General features: G+C 40.1%; 21 protein-coding genes. 14 read left to right on the plus strand and 7 right to left on the minus strand.

Features of this window, described 5'->3' with window-relative positions; all coding sequences use genetic code 11:
* The first annotated feature begins 240 nt into the window (after positions 1–240).
* From MWU82_RS12150 to upp, 6 genes are all read left to right on the plus strand, one after another.
* Positions 241–879, plus strand: a complete 639-nt coding sequence (locus MWU82_RS12150) for a WG repeat-containing protein (RefSeq protein WP_247096573.1) — start codon at positions 241–243, stop codon at positions 877–879.
* A gap of 1 nt (position 880) precedes the next feature.
* Positions 881–1,642, plus strand: a complete 762-nt coding sequence (locus tag MWU82_RS12155; protein WP_247096574.1) for an SDR family NAD(P)-dependent oxidoreductase — start codon at positions 881–883, stop codon at positions 1,640–1,642.
* A gap of 3 nt (positions 1,643–1,645) precedes the next feature.
* Positions 1,646–2,161, plus strand: a complete 516-nt coding sequence (locus MWU82_RS12160; RefSeq protein WP_247096575.1) for a hypothetical protein — start codon at positions 1,646–1,648, stop codon at positions 2,159–2,161.
* Positions 2,162–2,360: 199 nt separating this feature from the next.
* A complete protein-coding gene (locus tag MWU82_RS12165; RefSeq protein ID WP_247096576.1) occupies positions 2,361–3,449 on the plus strand; it encodes a site-2 protease family protein in 1,089 nt (362 codons plus the stop codon).
* Between the two features lie 175 nt (positions 3,450–3,624).
* The gene (gene glgP / locus MWU82_RS12170; protein ID WP_247096577.1) at positions 3,625–6,189 is read left to right on the plus strand and encodes an alpha-glucan family phosphorylase; all 2,565 of its coding nucleotides are present in this window, start codon (positions 3,625–3,627) and stop codon (positions 6,187–6,189) included.
* 98 nt (positions 6,190–6,287) lie between these two features.
* Positions 6,288–6,941, plus strand: a complete 654-nt coding sequence (gene upp / locus MWU82_RS12175; RefSeq protein ID WP_072861886.1) for a uracil phosphoribosyltransferase — start codon at positions 6,288–6,290, stop codon at positions 6,939–6,941.
* Between the two features lie 28 nt (positions 6,942–6,969).
* On the opposite strand, the gene MWU82_RS12180 is transcribed toward upp, so the two are convergent.
* Positions 6,970–9,480, minus strand: coding sequence for a cation-translocating P-type ATPase (locus MWU82_RS12180; RefSeq protein WP_247096579.1), 2,511 nt, complete (start codon positions 9,478–9,480; stop codon positions 6,970–6,972).
* Positions 9,481–9,701: 221 nt separating this feature from the next.
* On the opposite strand from MWU82_RS12180, the gene MWU82_RS12185 reads away from it, so the two are divergent.
* Complete coding sequence (locus MWU82_RS12185) at positions 9,702–10,166, plus strand: Hsp20/alpha crystallin family protein (protein ID WP_111624674.1); 465 nt, start codon at positions 9,702–9,704, stop codon at positions 10,164–10,166.
* A gap of 112 nt (positions 10,167–10,278) precedes the next feature.
* Positions 10,279–12,918: a cation-transporting P-type ATPase gene (locus MWU82_RS12190; protein ID WP_111624673.1), complete on the plus strand. Its 2,640-nt coding sequence runs from the start codon at positions 10,279–10,281 to the stop codon at positions 12,916–12,918.
* A 109-nt stretch (positions 12,919–13,027) separates the two neighbouring features.
* Here the strand turns inward: MWU82_RS12190 and MWU82_RS12195 are convergent, their stop codons facing one another.
* Positions 13,028–13,837: a patatin-like phospholipase family protein gene (locus MWU82_RS12195; protein ID WP_111624842.1), complete on the minus strand. Its 810-nt coding sequence runs from the start codon at positions 13,835–13,837 to the stop codon at positions 13,028–13,030.
* A gap of 260 nt (positions 13,838–14,097) precedes the next feature.
* On the opposite strand from MWU82_RS12195, the gene MWU82_RS12200 reads away from it, so the two are divergent.
* A complete protein-coding gene (locus MWU82_RS12200; protein ID WP_247096581.1) occupies positions 14,098–16,851 on the plus strand; it encodes a PAS domain S-box protein in 2,754 nt (917 codons plus the stop codon).
* Positions 16,829–17,896, plus strand: coding sequence for a response regulator (locus MWU82_RS12205; protein ID WP_111624671.1), 1,068 nt, complete (start codon positions 16,829–16,831; stop codon positions 17,894–17,896). The genes MWU82_RS12200 and MWU82_RS12205 overlap by 23 nt, the downstream gene beginning before the upstream one ends.
* Before the next feature lie 36 nt (positions 17,897–17,932).
* Here MWU82_RS12205 and MWU82_RS12210 read toward each other — a convergent pair whose 3' ends face one another.
* The 3 genes from MWU82_RS12210 to MWU82_RS12220 are packed head-to-tail and all read right to left on the minus strand — an operon-like array spanning position 17,933 to position 18,836.
* Positions 17,933–18,151 carry a DUF6327 family protein gene (locus tag MWU82_RS12210; protein WP_072861882.1) on the minus strand — a complete coding sequence of 73 codons (219 nt, stop codon included), beginning with the start codon at positions 18,149–18,151 and terminating at the stop codon, positions 17,933–17,935.
* A gap of 4 nt (positions 18,152–18,155) precedes the next feature.
* The gene (locus MWU82_RS12215) at positions 18,156–18,500 is read right to left on the minus strand and encodes a hypothetical protein (protein ID WP_111624670.1); all 345 of its coding nucleotides are present in this window, start codon (positions 18,498–18,500) and stop codon (positions 18,156–18,158) included.
* Positions 18,501–18,506: 6 nt separating this feature from the next.
* The gene (locus tag MWU82_RS12220) at positions 18,507–18,836 is read right to left on the minus strand and encodes a YtxH domain-containing protein (protein WP_072861880.1); all 330 of its coding nucleotides are present in this window, start codon (positions 18,834–18,836) and stop codon (positions 18,507–18,509) included.
* Positions 18,837–18,999: 163 nt separating this feature from the next.
* On the opposite strand from MWU82_RS12220, the gene MWU82_RS12225 reads away from it, so the two are divergent.
* The 4 genes from MWU82_RS12225 (at position 19,000) to MWU82_RS12240 (ending at position 21,234) form a co-directional block, all read left to right on the plus strand.
* Positions 19,000–19,491, plus strand: coding sequence for a hypothetical protein (locus tag MWU82_RS12225; RefSeq protein WP_111624669.1), 492 nt, complete (start codon positions 19,000–19,002; stop codon positions 19,489–19,491).
* 138 nt (positions 19,492–19,629) lie between these two features.
* Positions 19,630–20,397, plus strand: a complete 768-nt coding sequence (locus tag MWU82_RS12230; RefSeq protein ID WP_247096582.1) for a sigma-70 family RNA polymerase sigma factor — start codon at positions 19,630–19,632, stop codon at positions 20,395–20,397.
* Positions 20,398–20,424: 27 nt separating this feature from the next.
* Positions 20,425–20,820, plus strand: a complete 396-nt coding sequence (locus MWU82_RS12235) for a hypothetical protein (protein WP_111624667.1) — start codon at positions 20,425–20,427, stop codon at positions 20,818–20,820.
* Between the two features lie 48 nt (positions 20,821–20,868).
* The gene (locus MWU82_RS12240; protein WP_072861876.1) at positions 20,869–21,234 is read left to right on the plus strand and encodes a hypothetical protein; all 366 of its coding nucleotides are present in this window, start codon (positions 20,869–20,871) and stop codon (positions 21,232–21,234) included.
* On the opposite strand, the gene MWU82_RS12245 is transcribed toward MWU82_RS12240, so the two are convergent.
* Together MWU82_RS12245 and MWU82_RS12250 are read right to left on the minus strand one after the other, a co-directional pair.
* Complete coding sequence (locus MWU82_RS12245) at positions 21,231–21,995, minus strand: exodeoxyribonuclease III (protein WP_247096583.1); 765 nt, start codon at positions 21,993–21,995, stop codon at positions 21,231–21,233. The genes MWU82_RS12240 and MWU82_RS12245 overlap by 4 nt on opposite strands.
* Before the next feature lie 138 nt (positions 21,996–22,133).
* A complete protein-coding gene (locus MWU82_RS12250; RefSeq protein WP_111624665.1) occupies positions 22,134–23,816 on the minus strand; it encodes an AarF/ABC1/UbiB kinase family protein in 1,683 nt (560 codons plus the stop codon).
* Between the last annotated feature and the right edge of the window lies 1 nt (position 23,817).

The following is a 23,817-nucleotide window of genomic DNA, read 5'->3' on the forward strand; positions in this document are numbered from 1 at the left end:
ATACAGTTGCTTTACCATTTAAAATGATATTAGTCACTATATAAGCTTTAAATAAAGACATTTCAAGGATCCCTGAACTTTGGGAATGCTTCATTCCAATTTAATATCTCCAATACTCCTGTAAACTACGAACAGGGATGAAAGACCGGGCTTGGCAATTTATATTTGTGCACTACTGACATTGGTCATTTTGTACTGGATTACGATACACTATTTTAGAGGAAATTAAAATTCAAAATCATGAAAAAATATATTATTACGGCATTCGTAATGCTAATGCTTCCGAACGTATTCCATTCCCAAACTGTTAAAAACATTGATGAAATAGCTCCGTTTAGCGAAGGGTTGGCGGCCGTTAGACAAGGGAATCAATGGGGATTTATTAATGAAGAGGGACAAATGGTCATTAATTTTCGCAACGATATTTATTGGAACAAGGATGCGGATACCTCTAAAAAGGATATTTCCGGTGTTCAATACCCTATGTTCAATGAAGGACGGTGCCTGATTACCAAAATTGTGGAGGATGGTGTTCCCGTTTATGGGTTTATAGATACCAAGGGTAATGTAATACTTGAACCCCAGCTATTAAATGTTTATCCCTTTGAGAATGGTTTTACTACGGCTGTCCTTTTTGAGAAATCCATGAAGGGAAAAAATGAATTCAATCTAGATATTTACGAATTTAAATTTCACGATGTTATGCTGGATACCTCTGGGGAAATTGTTGAGTTTTTTAATAGAAGGTATAATATCCAAATGACCAAAAAAAGGTACCAGAGACCTTCAGTAGGGGTGAAACAACTATCAAAAGGCTTGGTTGGGGTACATACCCAAGATCAAGGTTGGGAAGTAAGAAAGATAACTTTAAATAATTAAGATGTTACGACTAAAGGGTAAAGTAGCCGTTATAACGGGCGGTGCAGGGGGCATAGGATTGGCCACGGCAAAATTGTTTTTACAGGAAGGTGCCAAGGTGGTTATCGTGGATATTGATAGGGAAGTTTTGGAAAAGGCGATTTTGGCCATAGATCACGAGAATCTGTCCATTTGTGTTGCCGATGTTTCAAAAGCCACGGATACCGAAAAGTTTGTCGAAACGGCGCTAGAGGTTCATGGAAAGATCGATATATTTTTCGCCAATGCCGGAATTGAAGGTGTTTCCAAACCAATTACGGAATATCCGGACGAGATTTTCGATAAGGTAATTGGGGTAAACCTAAAAGGAGTTTGGCTGGGGTGCAAGCATGTAATTCCGAAAATGCAGCGCGGTGGAAGTGTAATTATTACTTCCTCAGTAGCCGGTTTAAAGGGTTTTGCTGGGTTGGGAGCCTATGTGGCCAGCAAACATGCGGTGGTTGGTTTAATGAGGGTTGCGGCCCAAGAAAATGCCAACCGTAAAATCCGAGTGAATACCATTCATCCGGGTCCCGTTAACAATAACATGATGCGGCGTATAGAAGTGGATATGTCGCCCAGTAGTCCTGATGAGGTTATGAAAGGCTTTGAGGCCGCTGTACCTTTGGGTAGATATGCAGAATCCAAGGAAATTGCGGAGATGGCACTTTTCTTGGCCTCGGACGAGAGTAAGTATATTACAGGTACTACCAATGTGGTAGATGGCGGTATGTTAAGTTCTTGAGATATGGATAAGGAAGATATAAGAAAATATTTGGAGGGTGGAGACCTAAGGACCATAGGAGGGGTGAATTTTCTTGTTCCTTTGATACGGGATCAAAAGGACTTCGACCTTTTATTCCATTATCTCCGCTTCAAGGATAGGCATATAGTAATGAGGGCTGCGGATGCCGTGGAAAAAATTACGCTACGACATCCGGAATATCTGGAAAGTCACAAAGGTCACTTATTGGGGTTGCTCCAAAGCGCCGAAGACAAGGAATTGAAGTGGCATCTGTCCTTGTTGGTGTCCAGGTTGCCGCTGAATGACCATGAATTGGAAATTGTCTTGGCGAAACTTAAGGAATGGGCAAGTGACCCTGCAGAAAGTAGAATTGTAAGGGTGAATGCCTTACAGGCCCTTTGTGATATTAAAGACCAAGATCCAGGATTGGAAAAGGATTTTAGGACTCTTATCGGAAAATTGCAAAAGGAGGAAATAGCTTCGATAAATGCCAGGATACGAAAATTAAAAATAAGCTGATATTACCCCTTTTTTCTTCTAATACTACCGGTTTTTACAGCTAGGCCTTTCCAAATTTATTATTACCGTACTATAGTTTTTCTGGTTTGAAGATTATGGGTTTGCTCCCCTAGGTATTTGCACGGGGCAATTTTAGCACATATGACATTTGTCATTGTCAATGTCGTGCTGTGGAAATATCTTCAGCAAAATATTATTTATGAAAGGTTTTTTAAGGTTGGGAAAGATTGCCAGTATTCAATTGGAGGTCCATTGGACTTTTGCACTATTATTGATTTGGGCCGGTTTTGTTGAGTTTCAGAATAGCGGAAACTTTGAAAGAGTAGCCGTTAATCAGGGATTTATATTGGTGTTGATGGCCTGTGTGGTGCTGCATGAACTGGGTCATGCCCTGACCGCTAGAAAATTTGGTATCAAAACCCAAAGAATCATACTTCTACCCATTGGCGGTGTGGCCACCTTGGACAAAATGCCGGAAAAACCGGGGCAGGAACTTTTGGTAGCCTTGGCCGGTCCGGCTGTTAATGTTGTGATAGCCATTATTTTGTCTCTTATAATACCTATCAAAAGCTATTTCAATTTCGATAATATAATGGTAGAAGAGATGCTATATGCACCCAACCTACAGAATTTTCTATTTTATCTTTTTGTAGCCAATGTAATGTTGGTGGTATTTAATCTTATACCTGCATTTCCTATGGATGGCGGACGGGTACTTAGGGCCTTGTTAGCATTTAGATTGAGTCGTGTAGATGCAACGAATATCGCAGCCAGTATTGGCCAGGCCTTGGCTGTGGTATTTTTTATACTAGGATTTTTTGTAAACCCCTTTTTAATCCTGATCGCCTTTTTTATTTTCTTCGGGGCGTATGGTGAGAATCAAATGGTTAGGCAAAACTTCATTTTAAAGGGGCATCTGGTAAAGGAGGCCACCTTGACCAATATAACGGTACTACGTCCGGATAATAATGTACAAGAGGTTATAGATATCCTTTTGGCCAGTACGGAAAAAGATTTTGTAGTAGCTCTCGATAATGAAATAAAGGGAATAGTGACCCAAAAGGATGTTATAAAACATGCCAAGAATCCCTCTGTTTTAGTCAGGGATATTATGGATAAGAACTTCCTTGTGATCGATGAATCTACAGAGATCACCAAGGTATTGGAACTTGTTGGTAAGGAAAAAAAGAGTTTTTTTCCGGTAACAAGTAATGAAAAATTGATCGGTGCTATAGATATGGTAAATATTAGTGAATTTATATTGTTGAAAACGGTATCGGCCAGTTAGGGATTTATGAATTCAAGTGCAACATATGATCTGGAAAGTCATTATCATTGGAGCCAAGTTATAATACTTCTAGGGAAGACTTCCTACCTAAAGTACATGCACCAATTGCCAATTAAAAACCTTTGTTTTAACCGTATACAGCTTCCTATTATTTAATGGCATTAAAAATCAAACCGTGGAAGGAAAAGAAAAAAATAGTTCGCGACAACCTCTAGTAAACAACCAGGTTTATGGTTTTATTCCAACGGATATTGATGGGGTTGACGATCTTGCGGAGTTGGCCCTTGATTTACGATGGTCTTGGAACCATGCCGTAGATGAAATCTGGTACCAATTGGATCCCGAACTATGGATGGAGACCCATAATCCGTGGGTAGTTTTACAGAACGTGTCCCGGGACCAACTCCTATTTCAAATGGGCAATGAGGCCTTCAGGGCTAAGCTGGATGAAATGATGAAACTTAAGGAGAAATCCCAAAACGACCCCGCATGGTTCCAAAGGAAATATCCCTCATCCTCCTTAAAATGTGTAGCTTACTTTAGTATGGAATTCATGCTGAGCGAAGCATTGCCTATTTATGTTGGCGGTCTTGGCAATGTTGCTGGAGATCAATTAAAATCGGCCAGTGATTTAGGGATTCCCGTTATTGCCGTGGGGCTACTTTACCAACAGGGATATTTTAGACAGTTGATAGATCAATTTGGTACCCAACAGGCGCTTTTTCCTTACAATGATCCCGGGCAATTGCCAATTTCACCGCTCAGGTTGCCCAATGGCGAATGGTTGAGGATCAATATTTCCTTATCCGGGCATACCGTTTGGTTGCGTACATGGCAGGTACAGGTGGGCCGGGTGAAACTTTATCTTTTGGATAGTAATGATCCAGTTAATATGCCGCTTCACAGGGGAATTACCGGTGCAGCATATGGTGGTGGGGCGGATCTTCGCATTCAGCAGGAAATTATATTGGGTATAGGGGGGTGGAGATTGCTCCGAGCCATGAATATTGCACCGGAAGTGTGTCATATGAACGAAGGTCACTCCGCCTTTCTTGTACTGGAAAGGGCGGCCGATTTTATGCGGGAGAATGGCGTATCCTTTCAGGAAGCATTGGCGGTTACCCGTGCAGGAAATTTGTTTACCACCCATACCGCGGTCGCAGCCGGATTTGATAATTTTAGTCCGTCTTTAATGTGGCAGTTCTTTGCCAATTATGCCAAAGAAGATTTGAATTTGGATTTTAACGACCTTTTGGCTTTGGGTAGGGAAAACCCGCTTAATTTATCCCAGTATTTTAACATGGCCTATCTGGCCATTCATGGCTGTAGTGCCGTAAATGGGGTAAGTAGGCTTCATGGAGAGGTAAGTCGCACTCTTTTTGGAAATCTGTTTAAAAGGTGGCCTAACAGCGAAGTGCCGATAGGACATGTCACCAATGGAGTTCACATGCCCAGCTGGGATTCGATATACGCCGATAAAATCTGGACACATTCCTGCGGAAAAGATCGCTGGAGAGGTCATTTGGAATCTGTTGAGCAAGACATTTACTGTGTTTCCGATGTTGCTTTATGGCAATTCCGGAACGATTCCAGACATCACATGATAAATTTTATCCGCGAAAGGTTCCAAGGACAGACCGAAGACGCCGGCCAGTCTCCAGAAATAGTGGAAATGGCCAAGCATATATTTAATAAGGAAACATTGACCTTGGGTTTTGCACGTCGATTTGTTCCTTATAAGAGGCCAAACCTACTTTTACATGATCCGGAAAGATTTATTCGCATTCTAACCAATCCCCAACAGCCAGTTCAATTGGTAATTGCAGGAAAGTCTCCTCCCTATGATGAGTCCGGAAAGGCGTTGATAAGACAATGGGTGCAATTTATTGACAGGCATGGCCTATATAATCACGTAGTTTTTCTAAGCGATTATGATATGCTGTTGACAGAACACCTTGTCCAAGGGGTAGATGTGTGGATAAATACACCTAGGCGTCCGTGGGAGGCCTGTGGTACCAGTGGTATGAAGGTTTTGGTAAATGGAGGTATCAATCTATCGGAGCTGGACGGCTGGTGGGCAGAGGCCTATACTCCGGAAGTGGGGTGGGCATTGGGCGATGGAAATGAACATAGTGGGGACCCGTCTTGGGATGCTATCGAGGCCAACGAATTGTACGAGTTATTGGAACAAAAAGTTGTACCGGAGTTTTATAACCGCAATGATGAGGGGATACCCGAAAAATGGGTGGCAAAAATGCGAAATAGTATGTCCACCTTAACCCCAAAGTTTTCGGCAAACCGTGCCGTTCGTGAGTACACGGAGAAATATTACCTCCCAGCAGCCAATAATTACAAAAAAAGATCGTCCAAAAAAGGAATGGTAGGAAAAAAAATAGTCGAGACCAACCTTGATCTACAAAATAAGTGGTGGCAAATGCGCTTTGTCCAAACCCAAATTGAAAATATTGCGGGAGGATATCAATATAAAATATTGGTCTGGTTAAACCACCTTGGCCCTGACAAAATTTCTGTTGAGCTTTTTGCCGAAGGCCTACATGGAGGCCCAAACGAAATAATTAAAATGGAGATTGTGGGGCTTGCAAAGAATGGGTCGGATCATGAGTTCCAAGCAAGTGTAAGGACCAATAGACCGGCGGGTCATTACACGGCCCGGATAGTTCCCTGCTACCACAATATTTCCGTACCCTTGGAAAACAATTTGATTTTATGGCAACGATAATTATTTTGAAGAAAAAAGACTACGCTATGAGGCAGGTGCTGCTGATTTTATAGGGATTGTAACGGGAATTCTGTATCTTGAATCTAAAAGGATAAACAATGATAGTACATAGTCTAGGGGAAGAAAATTCACTGTTAAATAAATTTGTCGCCGAAATTAGGGATGCCAATATTCAACGCGATAGTATGCGCTTTAGGCGTAATATTGAACGTATTGGGGAAATTTTGGGTTATGAACTTAGCAAGACCCTTAACTATAGGAACCAAATGGTTGAAACTCCTTTGGGAACCAAGGAAATGTCCATGCCAGTGGATGATCTGGTGCTGTGTTCCGTTTTACGCGCCGGACTCCCATTACATCAGGGTCTTTTAAATTACTTTGACAACGCTGAGAACGCTTTTATTTCTGCCTATAGGCATCACCGTGGAGATGAAGATGCTTTTGAAGTTATAGTAAAATACTTTGCCGCCCCATCTCTGGAAAATAAAACCTTAATTCTTACAGATCCAATGCTGGCCACTGGAAAAACGTTGGAGAATGTTTTGAATGCACTTAAAAACCATGGCAAACCCAAGCAGATCCATATTATATCGGTAATTGGTTCCCAATCCGGGATAGACCATATTAAGACAGTTTTTCCAAAGAATACCCAATTGTGGATAGCGGCCATTGATACCCAATTAAATAGCAAAGGCTATATTGTTCCCGGTATAGGGGATGCTGGGGATTTGGCATTTGGAGTGAAACTTTAGCCTGCTCACCATCCGGACATTTATTGCACTATTTTAATTTTAACCTGGCTCGTTTAATCCCTTTCACAATTTCGTACCATAGTACGGACATCATGCCTGCCATGACGGCAATTCCCAGCTGTTTGAAGGTTAAGGTTTCAAATTGAAAAAAGCTTGTCAATGGGGGCACAAAGAGCAACAATGCCGATAAGATCAAAGTAATTCCAATGATCAAAGGCACCAAGTTGTTCTTATATTTTAAAGTGGTCCAAATGGAATAATAGAAAGAGCGGTTTACCAAGGTCAGAAAAATATTGGAAGATATCAAGACCATAAACACCATAGTTCTTGTTACGGATTCATTGTGACTTTCTAAAACGGCGTATTGGTATACGGATAAAGATCCCAAGGTAATCACTAGTCCTTGAATGATACTGGTTATCAGTTCCTTGAACTTAAAAAAAGTTGTGGTAAATGGCCTTGGTTTTTGAATCATAGTATTTTTCTCCATCGGCTCGTTTTCATAAATAATGGAGCAGGTGGGGCCCATGATCAATTCCAATAATATAACATGGGAGGGTGAAAATATAGCGGGATAGACCCACCCTAATGCCAAGGGGATAAATACCGTTAATATGATTGGGATATGAATGGATATGATATACTGGATGGCCTTTTTTAAATTGCCGTAAATTTTTCTGCCCATGGCAATGGCATCTACCATTTTTGAAAGGTCATCGTCCACTAAGATCAAGGAGGCTGCCTGCTTGGCAATTTCAGTTCCTTTTTTACCCATGGCAATACCAATATGCGATGCCTTGAGTGCTGGACCGTCGTTGACCCCATCACCTGTCATGGCCACTACTTCGTTATTGGCCTTTATGGCATTTACAATCCTTAGTTTGGCTTCGGGGAACATACGGGTAAAGACCTGTGTGCTTTTTACCTTTTGCTGTAATTCCTCATCCTTCAATTGCATTAATTCTTCCCCGGTCATGTTTTTTTCATAGCCGGGAAAATCAATTTGTTTGGCAATGGCCATGGAAGTGGCGGGATTATCCCCTGTAACCAATTTTACCTGTATTCCAGCCTTGTCGAAATCTTTCAATACCTGGCGGATGTTATCTTTAGGGGGGTCATAAAAGGCCACCAATCCCTTGAAGGCAAATTGAAAATCCTGTTGTTTTTCAGGAAAGTCAGATCCTTTAAAATTGGCCTGTCCCACTCCTAACATTCGGTATCCTTCCTGCCCTAAATTGGTCAAGATATCCGTAATCTGTTCTTTTTGGGAATCGGTAAGTTTGGAAGTTGCCAAAAGGGCTTCAGGCGCCCCTTTGGCTGCAATGATACGGTTACCTTCACTATTTGCGAACAGATGGGTCATCATAGGAGGTTTTCCACTTAGCGGATACTCATGTATCATTTTATAATGGGGTCGCTGGTCTACAGAGGCAATTCTACCGTAGGCCTCATGCAAGGCCTTTTCCATAGGGTCGAAAGGTATTGGTTCGCTGGCCCACATTGCTATGGTGACCAATTCTTTTTGAGAATTATTCAGGAGGGCATCTGCAGAAACTACCTCTCCCGTATCCAAGGTGAAGAGTTTGGCAAGTTCCATTTTATTCTGGGTTATGGTGCCTGTTTTGTCTGTACAGATTACGGTAGCGCTTCCCAAGGATTCTACGGTTTTCATTTGTTTTACCACAATGCCCATTTTCATCAATCTATAGGCGCCTAAGGCCATAAAAGTGGTAAAGGCCACGGGTATTTCTTCTGGCAGGACACTCATGGCCAAGGTTAAGGCTTTTAACAAACTATCCAATACCTCCCGTGATTGAAGGTAATTGATACCCCAGACCAATAGAAAAATGATACCGCCCCAAATGGACATCTGTTTTACGAAATTGGATATCTGTTTTTCCAAAGGCGTCTTTTCTTCCTGGATTCCTTCGAGACTTTTTCCAATTTTACCCAACTGGGTGCTGTTGCCAATTTCTGTAATGGTGGCGATCGCCAGTCCACTGGCTACGGTAGTACCACCAAATATCTTATTGTCCAATTTTGATGCATCCTTAAAAACGGAAAGGGATTCTCCCGTAAGAATGGATTCGTTTACGGAGAAATCGTTGGAATGAACAATGGTGCCATCGGCAGGAATGGTGTTGCCTTCCTCAACCATTAGGCTGTCGCCAACTACCAACTCCTCACTAGGAATATCTACCACTTCTCCATTCCTAATGACCTGGCTATTGGGTTGGGTAAGACTTTTTAATTTTTCCAGGGCCATCCTACTTTTGGAATCCTGATAAAGGGATATGGAGGCTACCAAGATAATGGCAGCGACCATAAATATTCCATCACCATTATTTCCTGTTATAAAATAGATAGAGGAAGCCACCATTAATAGGATGACCATTGGCTCCTGGGCAACACTTTTTAAAGCGTCCAAAAACCCATTTTCCTTTTTATAGCTAAGGCTATTTTCGCCATGTTTTTTTCTTGAGCTTTTTACTGCTTCATCAGTTAGGCCTTTAATGCCAAAATCGAGTGGATTGATCATGTTGTCTAAATTAACAAAATTGTAGTTAACCATATATGGCAATCCAACTTTCGTATTCTTTCTAATTGGTATAAGGTTAGCACAGTTTTGATATAATGATTTGATATGGTAAAAATAAATGTAAAGAATTTTGGTGTGACTGACCTAAATCATTTTGTACAAGGCTTGTTGGATGTACTTTAGAGGCACAATAAATATATAACCCTTAAAAACAAAATACTATGACACTTGTAAAATTTAAAAGAAGACCATTTAGAAATCTTATGACCCAAGATTTTTTTGATATGGACGATTTTTTTGATAATCGTGCTTGGGTAAGGGACATGCTACCCGATAGTTTCTGGAATGGGAAAAGGTCGGAGCCAGCCTTGAACATTAAGGAAACCGGCGACCATTTTGAGATAGAGCTGGCCGCTCCAGGTTTTCAAAAAAAGGACTTTGAGGTAACCATTGAGGATGGATGCTTAAATATTGCTGCCGAGAAGTCGCAAACCAAGGAGGAAAAGGAGGACAAATTTACGCGTAGAGAATTTAGCTATAATTCCTTTGAACGGTCCTTGCAGCTACCTGAGAATGTAAAACAGGAGGAAATTAAGGCCGCCTACAAGGATGGTATACTTAGCTTTAATCTTGCCAAGAAAGAGGAAGCTAAAAAGGCACCTCCTAAAAAAGTACAAATCGGATAATTATTGGTTGGTTATTTGTTAGTAGCAATGCCTTCCCGTCAAAACCCAATATAAGTCCATATGGGTGGTCCAGACGGGAGGGCATATTTTTTGTAATCTAATTATTTTTCCTATGCTGCAAAATGCCTTTTTTACTCCTGTGGATGAAATTATTGCCCAATTGGATAGTGATTTGGAACAGGGTTTGGCTAAAGAGGGTATTCCAGAGCGTTTGAAGAAATATGGACCCAATCAAATTCCAGAAGAAGGTTCCAAGAAAAGATGGGCCATTTTTTTGGAACAGCTCTTGGATCCTATTATTTATATTCTTTTTGCGGCAGCAATTCTTGCCTTTATTTTCAGCGATAAATTGGAAAGTGCTGCTATTTTTTTTGTAATACTTATTTCCGTTACCATAGGATATTTTATGGAACTTAAGGCCGTGAGATCCTTGGAGGCCCTGGTAAAAATGGGGCAGACAAGTACCCATGTAATTAGATCTGGACAAAGAACACATATCAAGGCGGCAGAAATTGTACTCGGTGACATTATTGTTTTGAGCCCTGGGGATGTTGTGCCTGCCGATGCACGCCTTATCCATGTAGATAATCTGTTGGTGAAAGAATCCGTATTAACGGGAGAGAGTTTTTCGGTAGCAAAGGTAACCGAACCATTACCAATGAATACCCCGATTACCGATCAGATCAATATGGTTTTTAGGGGTACGGTGGTTAGCTCGGGATTTGGGAAGGCTATTGTTACTGCATCGGGAAAACATTCACAATTGGGGAACATTCAGCAAATGGGTGTGGATGCCGATAAGGAGCGAACTCCTTTGGAGAAGAAATTAAACCGATTAAGCAATTGGCTTATAGGGTTAACACTGGGTATTGCTGGATTAATTATTGTCTTAGGCTATTTTAGGGGCAATGATCTTTTTTTTATGATCGAGACGGGAGTGGCTTTGGCGGTTGCCGCTATTCCCGAGGGTCTTCCAATTGTAGCTACCATTGCCCTGGCAAGGGGCATGATAAGGTTATCCAAAAAACAGGTCATCATAAAAAAAATGGAAGCCGTACAGACATTGGGTGCTACGGATATCATTTTTACGGACAAAACGGGAACCTTGACCGAAGATCGGATGGTGGTATCAGCAGTGATATTTGACGAAACATATTTGGACAATCTCTATCAAAAGGAGAAATCCTATTACACCTCCTTAAAGGACAAGCCTGTTTTTGATAAAATGATGATGGCTGGGATACTTTGTAACAATGTAGATCCGACAGCCATTAATGAACAGGACGATTCCATTGAAGTGGCTTTGATACAATTTGCTATACATTTGGGGTATGACCCCAAAATTGTAAAACAAAATAATCTGGAAATATTGGAGCTGCCATTTGATTCTGCACTAAAGTTGATGGCAACGGCACATAAAAAACAAGGAGGCTATACGGTCTATGCTAAAGGGGCATATGAGAGTTTGGTGGACCATTGTGATTTTGATGTTTATGGGCTAGGAATGTCAATCAGTGAACATAAACTATTGTGGAATAAAAAGGTAGATACTCTTGCTTCCCAAGGTTTGCGCACCCTTGCTTTTGCTTATAAGGAAGAAGTTGAATTACCCACAAGGGCCAATATACTGAACGGACTTACTTTTTTGGGGGTAATTGGATTCTTGGATCCTGCCAGGCAGGATGTGAAAGCAGTGATGGATATATACAAGAAGGCGGGCATTAAGGTAATTATGGTTACCGGTGATCATCCCGGTACCTCAAAGAAAATAGCTCAGGATGTTGGGATTTTGGAGGTTGATGCGATTGCTGATAAAATACGGCATGGCAAGGACCTCAAAAGAATTATGGAGGGAGCGGATGGAAATGATTTGTCCCTTTTAAAAGCCTCGGTCTTTGCCAGGGTCGGTCCGGAACAGAAGTTGAATTTAATAAGCTATTATCAGAGACATGGCCATATCGTTGGAATGATCGGGGATGGCATTAATGATGTCCCGGCTTTAAAAAAAGCCGACATAGGTGTGGCCATGGGAGTTAGAGGTGCCGAGGCTGCCCGAGAAGTGGCCGATGTGATTTTAAAAAACGATAAGTTTACGGCCATGGAATTGGGAATCAGACAGGGAAGGGTAATATTTCAGAATATTCGCCAATTTGTAGTTTACTTACTGTCCTGCAATTTAGCTGAAATACTTACGGTAGGTTTTGCGGCCTTGCTAAATTTGCCAGCTCCGTTATTACCGTTACAAATATTATTCCTCAATTTAGTAACTGATATTTTTCCTGCCCTGGCCTTGGGATTTGGAAAGGGAGAGAAGGATATTATGGAACAGCCTCCCCAAAACCCTAAGGGCCCCATATTGGATCAAAACGATTGGATTTCTGTTGTAATGTACGGACTAAGTATAAGTATTGCGGTGCTTGGCATTGTTGCTTATGCCGATAGGATTCTAAAATTTTCCGCAGAAACCATTAATAATATGGCCTTCTATACCCTGGTATTTGCCCAGTTGCTTAATGTGTTTAATATAGCAAGGCACAGAGGAGCATTTTTTGTAAATGAGATAACAACAAATGTGTGGGTTTGGGGAGCAATTCTACTATCCTTGCTCCTGACTCTGGGAGCCAATCTTAGCACTCATTTGGCAGCGGCATTTTCGTTGCGCATGCTGTCAATGGAACAATTGGGATATTCCGTGCTATTTGCCCTAGGGGCAATGGTTTTGGCGCAATTATTTAAGCGGGCAAGGATATAATATTTTCATGTTTGACAAAATAATAATACTTCGAATTTTTTTCTGTCTTGCATAAATGTACATAAAAATAAAGGGGAATCCTTGAGTTCCAATACGATGGATTTAAAGCTTACATTGAAAAACCGTTCATAGCTTCCAATTCTGCCGCAGATAATAATTCGGAGGCCAGGGGACTATTGTCCAGTGCTTTTATGGTGGCATTATAGCCCAAATCCAAGATAATGTCTAAATTTTTCAAAGTGAACATACTATAACGATCCATGTTGGAAGGACGGATCAATAGATCACAGTCTATAAATTTTTTGGTCGTTTCATTGGCTACCATTACATGATATGCCCTTTCCAAAACCTTGTTTACATGATTCAGTTCTTTGATGCTTACATGATTGAACGGATTTACATAAACTCCCACAATCCGATCACAGTATTTTTTTATTAGGTCTACCGGAAAATTATTCAAGGTGCCACCATCTACGTAATAACCTTTGTCGATTTGTACTGGCGCAAATAGTCCGGGAACAGCTGCTGATGCCAAAACGGGTTTTATAAGTTCGCCCTGATTAAAGACATTTAGCGTACCATCAAGCAAATTGGTAGCTGTTACATAAAGTTGCTTTTCCAAAGATTCGAAGGTGTCATGGGGTATGTAGGCCTTTAATTGATCATGAAATTTTTCTGTATCTAGGAAGCCAGGTTTTCCCATGGCATACTTATTAAAACTAAAAATCTCTGTAGTCTTAAAAAAATCCAACATTTGCTCCCAAGTACAGCCAGAAGCGTACAAGGCACCAACTATGGCTCCTGCACTAGTGCCTGCAATATGTGAAGGGTAAATACCGTATTCCTCCAACGCCTTTATGGCCCCAATATGGGCAACACCCCGTATACCGCCACCAGAAAGGACCAACCCTGTTGTCATAAACCTTTTATTTAGAATTTGAATCAAAATTATTCCATCTAAAGAAATACGCATATGACCATTGTCAGGTTTTTACAATCTAGGTAGGGGTTATGACCGATATCATTTCTTTCGGATGTAGTGCACAATACATTTGTGTAACTGAGTGCCATATTACCGGAACATAGGCTTCAATTGGCAGTAGATATGTAACGAAACAACTTAGCAGCACTTCCTTTTGGTTTCGTCAGGACCAATTAGTAAAGAACAGCAAAAGTACAATGAATGAACAGTTAACAAATAGCGATCTCTTTCAATCCATTTTTGAATCTTCCTTAGCTGGATTATTTGTGGTGGATCAACATGGATCTATTCTCATTGCCAACATGTCTGCCCAAAAGATGTTCGGATATGTTGAAGGGGAGTTGGTACAGCGGGATATCCAATTTATTATTCCTGATTGGAAGCTAAATGCTGTTGGTGCAGAGATGAATAAGGTTGTCGTGGGCCCCAATCAGTTCTATGGCCGGGACAGGAATGGCGTAAAATTTCCAATCGATATCAGGATCGTCCCAACTGTAGTAAAATCTCAGAACCTAAAAGTCATTTATTGTAAACCGGCCGATATTTCAGTATTTGAAAGTGATAGAAAGTTTAGAACGTTGATTTCCAATGTGTCCGGAATTGTATATCGCTCTAAAACTGATAGACCTTGGAACATTGAATTTATCAGTGAAGCCTGCTTAAACATAACTGGATATTCTCCGGCACAATTTTATGATAGCCCGGATATAAGTTGGGATATCTTAATTCATCCTGAAGATTTGTCCAGGATTTTGCTTGAGGTGGAGAAGGGAATGGCGGATAAGAAACAGTATCAACTCACTTATAGGATCGCTACTGCAAACAAGCAAATAAAATGGATATGGGAACAGGTTTCCTGCGTAATGGACGAGCAGGGAAATGTCTGCGGTTTGGAAGGTTTTATGCAGGATATAACAAAGGGGAAGGAAATAGAAATGGCCCTGGACAAGGAGAAAAAATTGCTCCGTCAATATATGGATTCTTCTCCTACAATGTTTTTAGTAATCAATAAGGACCATACTGTTGAACTTGTCAATAAAAGGACCTGTGAAATTTTGGGATTGGAACAAGATGCTATTTTGAATAAAAATTGGTTTGGAAATTTTATACCGGCCAGGGATAAAAAGCGAATAACAGAACTCTTTGAAGACATTTTCCAGGAGAAGTTGGAAGTGCCCAATATTCACGAAAACCATATAGTTGCCAAAGGTGGGGAAGAGCGACTAATTCAATGGAGCAATGCTACCTTGAGGAATGGAAATAATGAAATTATTGGGGTGGTAAGCTCGGGCTTGGATATTACCGAAACTACATTCTTACAGAATACCTTGAATATTAGAAATAGGGCCTTGGAAGCTGTCGGGAACGGTATCATTATTGTGGATGCCAAACTTCCTGATCAGCCTATAATTTATTGCAACAAGTCTTTTACAGATATTACCGGATATGGGACTGAAGAAGTGACGGGCAAAAACTGTAGATTTTTACAGAACGACGATCGTGATCAGCTTGGAATTGCCCAATTGGCCCGAGCCGTGAAGGAGGGAACGCCTTGTAGGGTGTTGGTAAGAAATTATAGAAAGGATGGCGCCCTCTTTTGGAACGATCTGTTCATTACCCCTCTATATGATAAAAACGAAAAATTAACCCATTTTATAGGGGTTCTGAACGATGTAACAGAAATTCAGGATGCCAAGAAAAAATTGGAGGAATATGCCCTTCATTTAGAGAATACCGTTGAAGAACGTACTAGGGAGGTTCAATCCACAGTGCAAAAATTGGTGTCTACCAGTTTAAGCCTGGAAGATCAGTTGGTAGAGACACAAAGAGCGGAAAGGAAGGCCAAGCTGAGTAGGGCATTGTTTACCGCGATAGCGCACAATTTTCCCAATGGGGTAATTATGGTCTTTAATTCCGATTATGAACTGGTTTATGTGGAAGGGGAGGAAATGGACCGGATCAATATTAATAAGTCAGATTTTGAAGGAATACCCATTGATCATATCCCGGTTTTTTCAAAATGGCAGATCAATAAAATTAAATCCGATATTCGAAAAACATTAAGGGGGAGCAATATTTCATTTGAAGTGGATTTTCAAAATCAGTGTTATGCGGTAAATTCCACACCGCTCTATTCCGATGAAAAGGAAATAAAGTGGGCCTTGTTCGTTTACAACAATGTTACCGAGCAGAAAGAGGTTCAGCATAAATTGGAAAAGACACTCAAGGTGGAAAAGGAATTAAATGAGCTGAAATCCCGTTTTATTTCGATGGCCTCCCATGAATTCAGAACCCCACTAAGTGCCATTCTATCTTCTGCAATCCTAATAGGAAAACAAAATGAACCCGGTAAGGAAGATAGGAGGATGAAGCACGTTTCCAGAATTAGAAATAATGTAAAGGATCTAGTTGTTATTCTTAATGATTTTCTGTCCTTGAGCAAATTGGAAGAGGGCAAAGTGCAGGTAAAACCAAAGTCTTTTGAGTTAATACAGTTTGTTAAAATGTTAATCGATGAATTGGAGCCGAACAAAAAAGAAGGCCAGGACATTGTATTAAAGCATTCCCAACCTTCAATATCGGTTTATCTGGATCCGAAACTATTGAATCATATCCTTATAAATCTTCTCTCCAATGCCATAAAATATTCGGAGGAGCAAAAGGAGATCATCATTGAAATTAAGGTTAATGGTAAAGACTTATCCATAAATATTAAGGACAAAGGCATTGGGATACCCAAAGAGGAGCAAAAAAATCTTTTTAACCGCTTTTTTCGTGCAGAGAACGCCACCAATATTCAGGGCACAGGTCTTGGACTTCATATTGTGAAACAGTATACGGAGCTTTTAAGCGGTGGTGTTAGCTTTAACAGTGAATTAGGAGTGGGTAGCACCTTCAGTTTAATGCTTCCGGTAAATATATACGAAAATGAAAAAAATTCTATTAATTGAGGATAACAAGGATGTAAGGGAAAATACAGCGGACATATTGGAATTGGCCAATTACGATGTAGCTACTGCCGAGAATGGAAAAATAGGGGTAGAACTTGCAGAAAAATTTAAGCCAGACGTAATCATATGTGATATTATGATGCCAGAACTGGACGGCTATGGAGTCTTGGAACTGTTGGGTAAAAATAGTGCCACCTCCAGCATACCCTTTATATTTCTAACGGCAAAAACCGATAGGGCAGAGGTGAGGTTGGGAATGAATTTGGGGGCCGACGATTATCTGACGAAACCTTTTGAGGAAAAGGAATTACTCGAAGCCATATCCTCCCGTTTACGAAAGAGCGACTTTCTAAAAAAAGAGATTGCCAAAAACTTGGAAGGCCTCAATAAATTTCTGGACGAGGCTTCCCAATACCACGATTTGAAAAGTCTACCCAAGGATTATCCCCTTAAAACGTATCATAAAAAGGATATTGTTTTTTGGGAAGGCGATAACGCAAAATCCTTGTATTTTATAGAAAAGGGCAGTGTAAAGACCTACAAGAGTACGGAATCCGGAAAGGAATTTGTAACCGGAATATATGGTCCGGGAGATTTTGTTGGACAAATATCTTTATTGAATTCCGATAAAGTTTATGTTGAAAATGCCACTGTTTTGGAGGATGCCGAAATGTGCGCCATACCTAGGAAGGATTTTACCAAATTAATCTATGGTAACTCTGCCGTTTCACAGAAATTCATAGGAATGATATCCAATAATTTAATGCACCTACAGGAGCAATTGGTGGATATGGCTTTTGCCTCGGTAAGGCAAAGGGCGGCAAAGGCCCTTTTGGAACTTTATGATAAACATGTTATACAGGACAAACCCATGGGCGGAATAGGAATTCCAAGGGAGGATTTTGCCGGTATGATCGGTACCGCTACTGAAACAGCTATTCGAACCCTATCCGATTTTAAGGACGAAGGCCTTATTGCCACCGACCACGGAAGAAGGATCATTATTTTAAATGAAAAGGGACTCAGGGAGGTAGCGGATTTTTGAGGTGGACATTGGGCAAAAGCTTGACGCGCTTTGTGGCTACCTTCTATTAAAAATGGACTTTAATTTTCTTATGGCATAGATCAACAGCATTTGCTGAAGGCTACCCTTAAGGCTCCCCGCCAATTGCAGAGGTCTTAGATTTGCCTTTGCCTGATTGATATTGAGTTTAAGACTTTCAATTTCAATTTTGCGCTGTAGCTTTAAGACCATTAGTCTTTCATCAATTTCTTTAAAAGAGTTGTATTGTTTCCCCATGGTCTTAATCAAAATAATGTTTGGAAAATGTACGCAGTAATGGCCTATTGAGCCTATTCCTTAGAAAATAACAAATGATGGCTATTAGTACATAGCCCGTACCTATGAGCAAATAACCAAGGTAGGCACTTTCCAATGCTTCATTCAGGGCATTGGATGCGGCCCAAGATATCAAAACCAAGGCAAGTAGGGCCAAGGCCCCAATTAAAAGGGTTTGGGCAAATACGGTTACAAGCTCCATAAGTACCTTAAATATTTTCAGCTTGGCATATTCCTCGCTATTTTCTAGATAAGACCTTACATCGGCTTCTGCCTCTGTAAGGTCTCTCTTAAGTTCTTCCAAGGCCATATTACCTTATTTTTGAAATTGGGCGTTTTTCTTTTTTAAGTCTTCCAATTTGCGCTCCAAGGTAGCAATAATGTCATCTGCCTTGTAGCTCATAGTGGAGATAGCTTCATCCAACTTACGGTCAAAGGCATCTTTTTTCTCATTGGCAGTTTTGGTAAGTTCTTCCTTGGCATGGGAGATTCTTTCTGATAAGTCGTGCGTGGTCTCCCCCACCTTTTGCTTTATTTTGTGCCTAGTCTCTGTGCCCTTATCCGGCGCATACAAGATTCCAATTCCTGCACCTATGGCAGCACCTGTCAATAAAGCTAAAAGAATATTTCCGTCGTTGTTTGTCATGATTACTGATTTTTTTGATTATTACATATTTTAAAATGATACTCAAAAATAAGTCTATTAAAATGCTTTGGAAATGATATAAATCATATCATTTACAGGCATTAGTTCTTAAATTAGGGTTGGACGAATATACCAACCTAGCCATTTCATCATTCTTTATCAAATGAATACTAGGGTAAATAAAGCGGTGTATAATTTTATTTTGAGGGATTATGAGCATCTAAAGATGTTGCGTAAGGCCATTGAAATTATTCTTGAGGAAGATATGGAAAGGCCGCAAATATCTGTCCTGGGAAAACTTGGAAACAACCTTGTTGCCAATGGCAAAAAGGATTTACTTCAAGAATCGGACTGGAATGCTTATTGGAACAGGGTTTTAAAAGAAAAGGTAAATTTTGGCGTATTTCCCCATACAGAGTTTGGGACTCTCTTTATTGCTGGTGCCTTGGCCTCCCAATTTTTATTTGATATATCGGGGAGACCACTGGGATCTATGTCGGCCGGACCGTATGGAATTTTAAGGGGATTGGGCATAACGGAGGATAAGGTTAATTTTTATCTCAAGGCACTAAAAAAAGGACACTTAATTCTTTTGGTGCGCCACACTTTGCCGCAAATTCAGCTGATAGAAGAAAAGTTGGACAAATTAATTTAAGCACTAGTGAACGTCTAGGATTACTATCAAAATTTATTTATCTGGATCGATTCGGGATAGATGATTAAAATCATTTTTTTAGAAGAAGGAAGTTGGCATTTTTGAAGTACAACTATTTAAAATATAATTATATAAAGTATGAAAGAGTCAGTCAATATATTTCAAAGTCAAAGGGAATTTCATGTGTTTGTAGCCAATTCCTTTTCTAATTTACGACGGTTAAAAAAGGAAGGAGACCTTAAGGCATTCAATCAGTTATTGCTAAAGGCCATGCCCGAAGTAAGGCGATATGTCCAAAAAAATCTCAACCGTGCCGTGGTAAAGGGTAAAATTGATAGGAACAGGTATAAAGCGGATGATATTATTGATCAGCTTTTTATAGAGGTATATGACCATTTGGATGAGATTAATAATAAAAATGAGCTGCATCCATGGATGTTCAAGAAAGTGGATGAATTGCTGGAGACTATCTTTGTGGATGAAGAGTATGATGCCTTGTTCCTTGAAAATATAGATACCTACTCCAAACCTGAATGGGATAGCATGCAGGAAAAATTTACTACGGATGGAGATGGGGATTTAATTATGAACGAAGAATTGGACGATATTTCCTATGCCAAGGACGACTATGTGCTAAACCATATTTTTGTTGGCGATGACGATCAAAAAGTGATACTCCAATTGGATAAGGAATTGGGAGCGGAGAACATTAGAAAACACTCAGAAATGGTCTTATATCATATGCCCGAGCAAATGCGAAGGGTATTTGAACTATTTACGGAACATCAATTTGATATATCGGAAATTTCCAAAATACACAATAGTACCGTTCAGGAAATAGAATCGATATTGAAGACTGCAAGAAATAGTCTAAGGACCAGTTTCATCAAAAGATATTTGGACTAATAACAAGGAATTTTAATTTATAGAACTATGAGCACTGGACCAAAGTCAAAAAAAGAAATATTGTTGGGTGAAGGGCTTGATGCGTTACATAAGGAAAGTAGGGAATGGTTGAACATCATTGCCTTTTGGAAGGACGAAGCCAGGTTCTTTACGGATTTGCTGGATAAGGAACAGGTAAAAGCTTCTGAATACGGACAGATGCTACAATATCTGGATAAGATTCACGAAACCTTATTTGATTATTTGGCCGAAGATATTGTAGCCCATGAAAGTCTATTGTCCCGTTTAATAAAGGGAGAGAAGGGACTATCCGATCAGGATTTCAGGGAAAAACATGCAAATATCAGGGACCAAATGGATTTGTTTACCAAAGACTTTATGGAATTTAAAAAAATGGTTTTTGGGTATGCCAAGAAATTATGACCAATAGCTTGCCCAATATCACTGTCTAATCTGTTAGGAACAAAATTTATGGAAATCTCTATTTATAACACGGATAATAAGACTGTAGATAGTATAGCCCATTTTATGGATTTCTACTACAGTCTTCGATTAAAGCATCTAGCCAGCGATTTGTTGGATCAAGGATTATCACCAAAACAAATTACCGAGGCTGTCATCAAGGCCATGACGGTTGGCAAATCTGCCGGTCTGGATATAGACCAACATTTTAGGCCGGTTTTTACTGGAATCCAAAAACAGGTTGTAAGCGACTGTAAGCTATCGCATTTGGCATATGGATTGGTACTTATGAACGCGGATGCCGAACTTAGGGTGGTTGGGGATTTTCAAATTAGTGTCCTACAGGAATATATAGGGCACTACGGGTCTTTCTAGAATTCTATTTCCAAGGAGATAGGGCAGTGGTCGGAACCAAAATAATCCGATAGGATATCTACAGACTTTATGCGATCTACCAGAGACTTGCTTACCAAGAAATAATCTATTCTCCAGCCCGTGTTTCTTTCCCTGGACTTGAAACGATAGCTCCAATAGGTATATGCTATGGTATCTGGATGAAAATGCCTGAACGAATCCACAAAACCGGCTTCAATAAAATTGTCCATGCCATCAATTTCAATTTGGGTGTATCCTGCAGTTTTGTTATAGTTGCTTTTATCGTTCTTAAGGTCTATTGCCCTATGGGCTACGTTAAAATCCCCACAAGCAATTACAGGTTTTGTCTTTTCAAGGTTTTTAAGGTAGTTCAGAAAATCGGCATCCCATTTTTCACGATAGTCCAAACGATCCAATTGTTGTCCGGAATTGGGCACGTAGACATTTACCAAGTAAAAATCATTATACTCCGCACACAGTATTCTACCTTCGCTATCGTGTTCCGATACCTGCATATCTTTGGTTACGGCAATAGGTTCTATTTTGCTGATAAGTGCAGTACCGGAATATCCTTTCTTATCTGCCGAATTGTAATGCATGGTATAATGTTCCATTGCCGAAAGGGTCTCCTCAACCTCATGGTCCTGGGCCTTGGTCTCTTGAAGACATAGAATATCAGGTGCCATTTTATTTATGGATTCGAAAAAATCTTTTTTTGCAACGGCCCTAATTCCGTTGACATTCCATGAAATTATTCTCATTGTTAGGATATTATTTTGGACAATGCTATGAAAAATACAATTCGGAATAAAGATAATGATTCCGAACTATTTTTATAAAATGAACACCTAAAGTTTTGCCCAATCTGTTATCAACTATTCATAGCAATAGACTAAGATTTACTCTTCCTTATTTCTATAAATTGAGATTAGAATAACCAGTCCAATAATGGCGGAAAGACTAAAACCTATTGCGCCCAATACGGGTATTCCGCTAATCTTTGGAGGCATATCGGCCATTACTAAAAGGGCAGAGCCAATGGAGAGGGCTGCAATAATAACCGCATAGACCAAACGGTTAAAGGCAGTTTTTAGAGACTTTCTAAACTCGTTCAAGCCTTTGTGCTCATGCACAATGACCAATTTCCCATCTTTGATCTTATCTACTATTTCATTAATGTCTGTCGGCAATTTATCCAGCAGCGCATTGTAATCTTGAAATCTATTTAGGTTCTTTTGAAAAAGTCGTTTTAGGCCAAACCTTTTACGGGTTATCTTGGCCATGTATGGTTCTAGATTATCCGTTATGTTGAATTCTGGATCCAATTTTAGTCCTACACCCTCAATTATTACCAAAGCGCGTATTAGAATATACAAGTAATGCGGTATGGTAATCTTATTTTCATAAAGCACATTTTTAAATTGTTTCAAGGTGGTCCCCAACTTAATGTTACGGATAGAGGTATTGCTTATGCCTTCAATCAATTCGTACAAATCGTACTCCAACTTTTTTTCGTCGGGAATCTCGGTTTTTAAGGCTATTTTTTTTAGGACGGAGATGATTTTCCTTACGTCCTTTTTTAAAAAAGAAAGCAGCAGTTCTATGAGTGCCTCCTTGTCATTGGGCATAATGGTACCCATCATGCCAAAATCTATGAAACAGATTTTTTGGATCTCGGGTAACACAAATAGATTTCCGGGGTGTGGGTCCGCGTGAAAAAAGCCGTGTTCCAAAACCTGTTCCAAATATAGATCTACCCCAACTTTGGCTACGGCGCTGGAATCAATATTGCTTTCCTTTAATTTATTCAGCTCGGAAACCTTGATTCCGTCTATCCACTCCATACATATGATATGGTCGTTGCTAAGCTCGCGATATAGATGGGGGACATAGATAGCCTCGTTGTCCTTGAAATTCTTGGCGAAATGTTCCATATTGTCCATTTCCCTATGAAAACTAAGTTCTTCGTTAATGCTTTTTTCAAAGGATTCCACCAATTTTACAGGTTGAAAGGCTTTTACCTGTGAACTATATTTTTCCATTGCTTCCGCAACTTCTTTCATAATGGAAATGTCAGACGCAATGACTTCGGCTATATTGGGGCGCTGTATTTTTAATACTACCCAATCCCCATTGGAGAGCTGAGCTTTATGAACTTGGGCCAAAGAGGCTGCCGCCATAGGTTTGGGGTCTATGGAAAGGAAATGTTGGGAACAGTCAATATCCAGTTCTTGCGACAAAACTTTTTCTACGTCAAAATTCTGTAGGGAAGGAGCATGGTCCTGTAGTTTTTCTAGTTCTTTCACCAGGTCTGGGGGCAACATGTCGTCACGGTTGCTCATAATTTGCCCCATCTTTACATAGGAAGGGCCCAATTCTTCTAGCACCATGCGGATGCGTTCAAAAGTGGATTCTGATAATTTCTTTGCTTTATCAGGGTGTTTTAAAAGGTAATTTTTAGGGATAAATTTTCTTGCCTTGCTACTGGCCATTACATCCTCAAACCCATATTTGGTAAGTACTACAAATAGGGCGTTGTATCTTTTAAGATTTTGTTTTTGTGGAAATTTTATACCAAACATA

It is taken from the genome of Arenibacter sp. S6351L (genome assembly GCF_023016025.1).
GTDB lineage: Bacteria > Bacteroidota > Bacteroidia > Flavobacteriales > Flavobacteriaceae > Arenibacter > Arenibacter algicola_B.

Bases quoted from the DNA above. Each gene is read 5' to 3' on its own strand.
- MWU82_RS12190 (WP_111624673.1), top strand. From the start codon at position 10,279: ATGCTGCAAAATGCCTTTTTTACTCCTGTGGATGAAATTATTGCCCAA.
- MWU82_RS12250 (WP_111624665.1), bottom strand. From the start codon at position 23,816: ATGTTTGGTATAAAATTTCCACAAAAACAAAATCTTAAAAGATACAAC.
- MWU82_RS12205 (WP_111624671.1), top strand. From the start codon at position 16,829: ATGAAAAAAATTCTATTAATTGAGGATAACAAGGATGTAAGGGAAAAT.
- MWU82_RS12220 (WP_072861880.1), bottom strand. From the start codon at position 18,836: ATGACAAACAACGACGGAAATATTCTTTTAGCTTTATTGACAGGTGCT.
- MWU82_RS12155 (WP_247096574.1), top strand. From the start codon at position 881: ATGTTACGACTAAAGGGTAAAGTAGCCGTTATAACGGGCGGTGCAGGG.
- MWU82_RS12235 (WP_111624667.1), top strand. From the start codon at position 20,425: ATGAGCACTGGACCAAAGTCAAAAAAAGAAATATTGTTGGGTGAAGGG.
- MWU82_RS12245 (WP_247096583.1), bottom strand. From the start codon at position 21,995: ATGAGAATAATTTCATGGAATGTCAACGGAATTAGGGCCGTTGCAAAA.
- MWU82_RS12195 (WP_111624842.1), bottom strand. From the start codon at position 13,837: ATGACAACAGGGTTGGTCCTTTCTGGTGGCGGTATACGGGGTGTTGCC.
- MWU82_RS12185 (WP_111624674.1), top strand. From the start codon at position 9,702: ATGACACTTGTAAAATTTAAAAGAAGACCATTTAGAAATCTTATGACC.
- MWU82_RS12230 (WP_247096582.1), top strand. From the start codon at position 19,630: ATGAAAGAGTCAGTCAATATATTTCAAAGTCAAAGGGAATTTCATGTG.
- MWU82_RS12180 (WP_247096579.1), bottom strand. From the start codon at position 9,480: ATGATCAATCCACTCGATTTTGGCATTAAAGGCCTAACTGATGAAGCA.
- MWU82_RS12210 (WP_072861882.1), bottom strand. From the start codon at position 18,151: ATGGGGAAACAATACAACTCTTTTAAAGAAATTGATGAAAGACTAATG.
- MWU82_RS12150 (WP_247096573.1), top strand. From the start codon at position 241: ATGAAAAAATATATTATTACGGCATTCGTAATGCTAATGCTTCCGAAC.
- MWU82_RS12200 (WP_247096581.1), top strand. From the start codon at position 14,098: ATGAATGAACAGTTAACAAATAGCGATCTCTTTCAATCCATTTTTGAA.
- upp (WP_072861886.1), top strand. From the start codon at position 6,288: ATGATAGTACATAGTCTAGGGGAAGAAAATTCACTGTTAAATAAATTT.
- MWU82_RS12165 (WP_247096576.1), top strand. From the start codon at position 2,361: ATGAAAGGTTTTTTAAGGTTGGGAAAGATTGCCAGTATTCAATTGGAG.
- MWU82_RS12225 (WP_111624669.1), top strand. From the start codon at position 19,000: ATGAATACTAGGGTAAATAAAGCGGTGTATAATTTTATTTTGAGGGAT.
- MWU82_RS12215 (WP_111624670.1), bottom strand. From the start codon at position 18,500: ATGGCCTTGGAAGAACTTAAGAGAGACCTTACAGAGGCAGAAGCCGAT.
- MWU82_RS12160 (WP_247096575.1), top strand. From the start codon at position 1,646: ATGGATAAGGAAGATATAAGAAAATATTTGGAGGGTGGAGACCTAAGG.
- MWU82_RS12240 (WP_072861876.1), top strand. From the start codon at position 20,869: ATGGAAATCTCTATTTATAACACGGATAATAAGACTGTAGATAGTATA.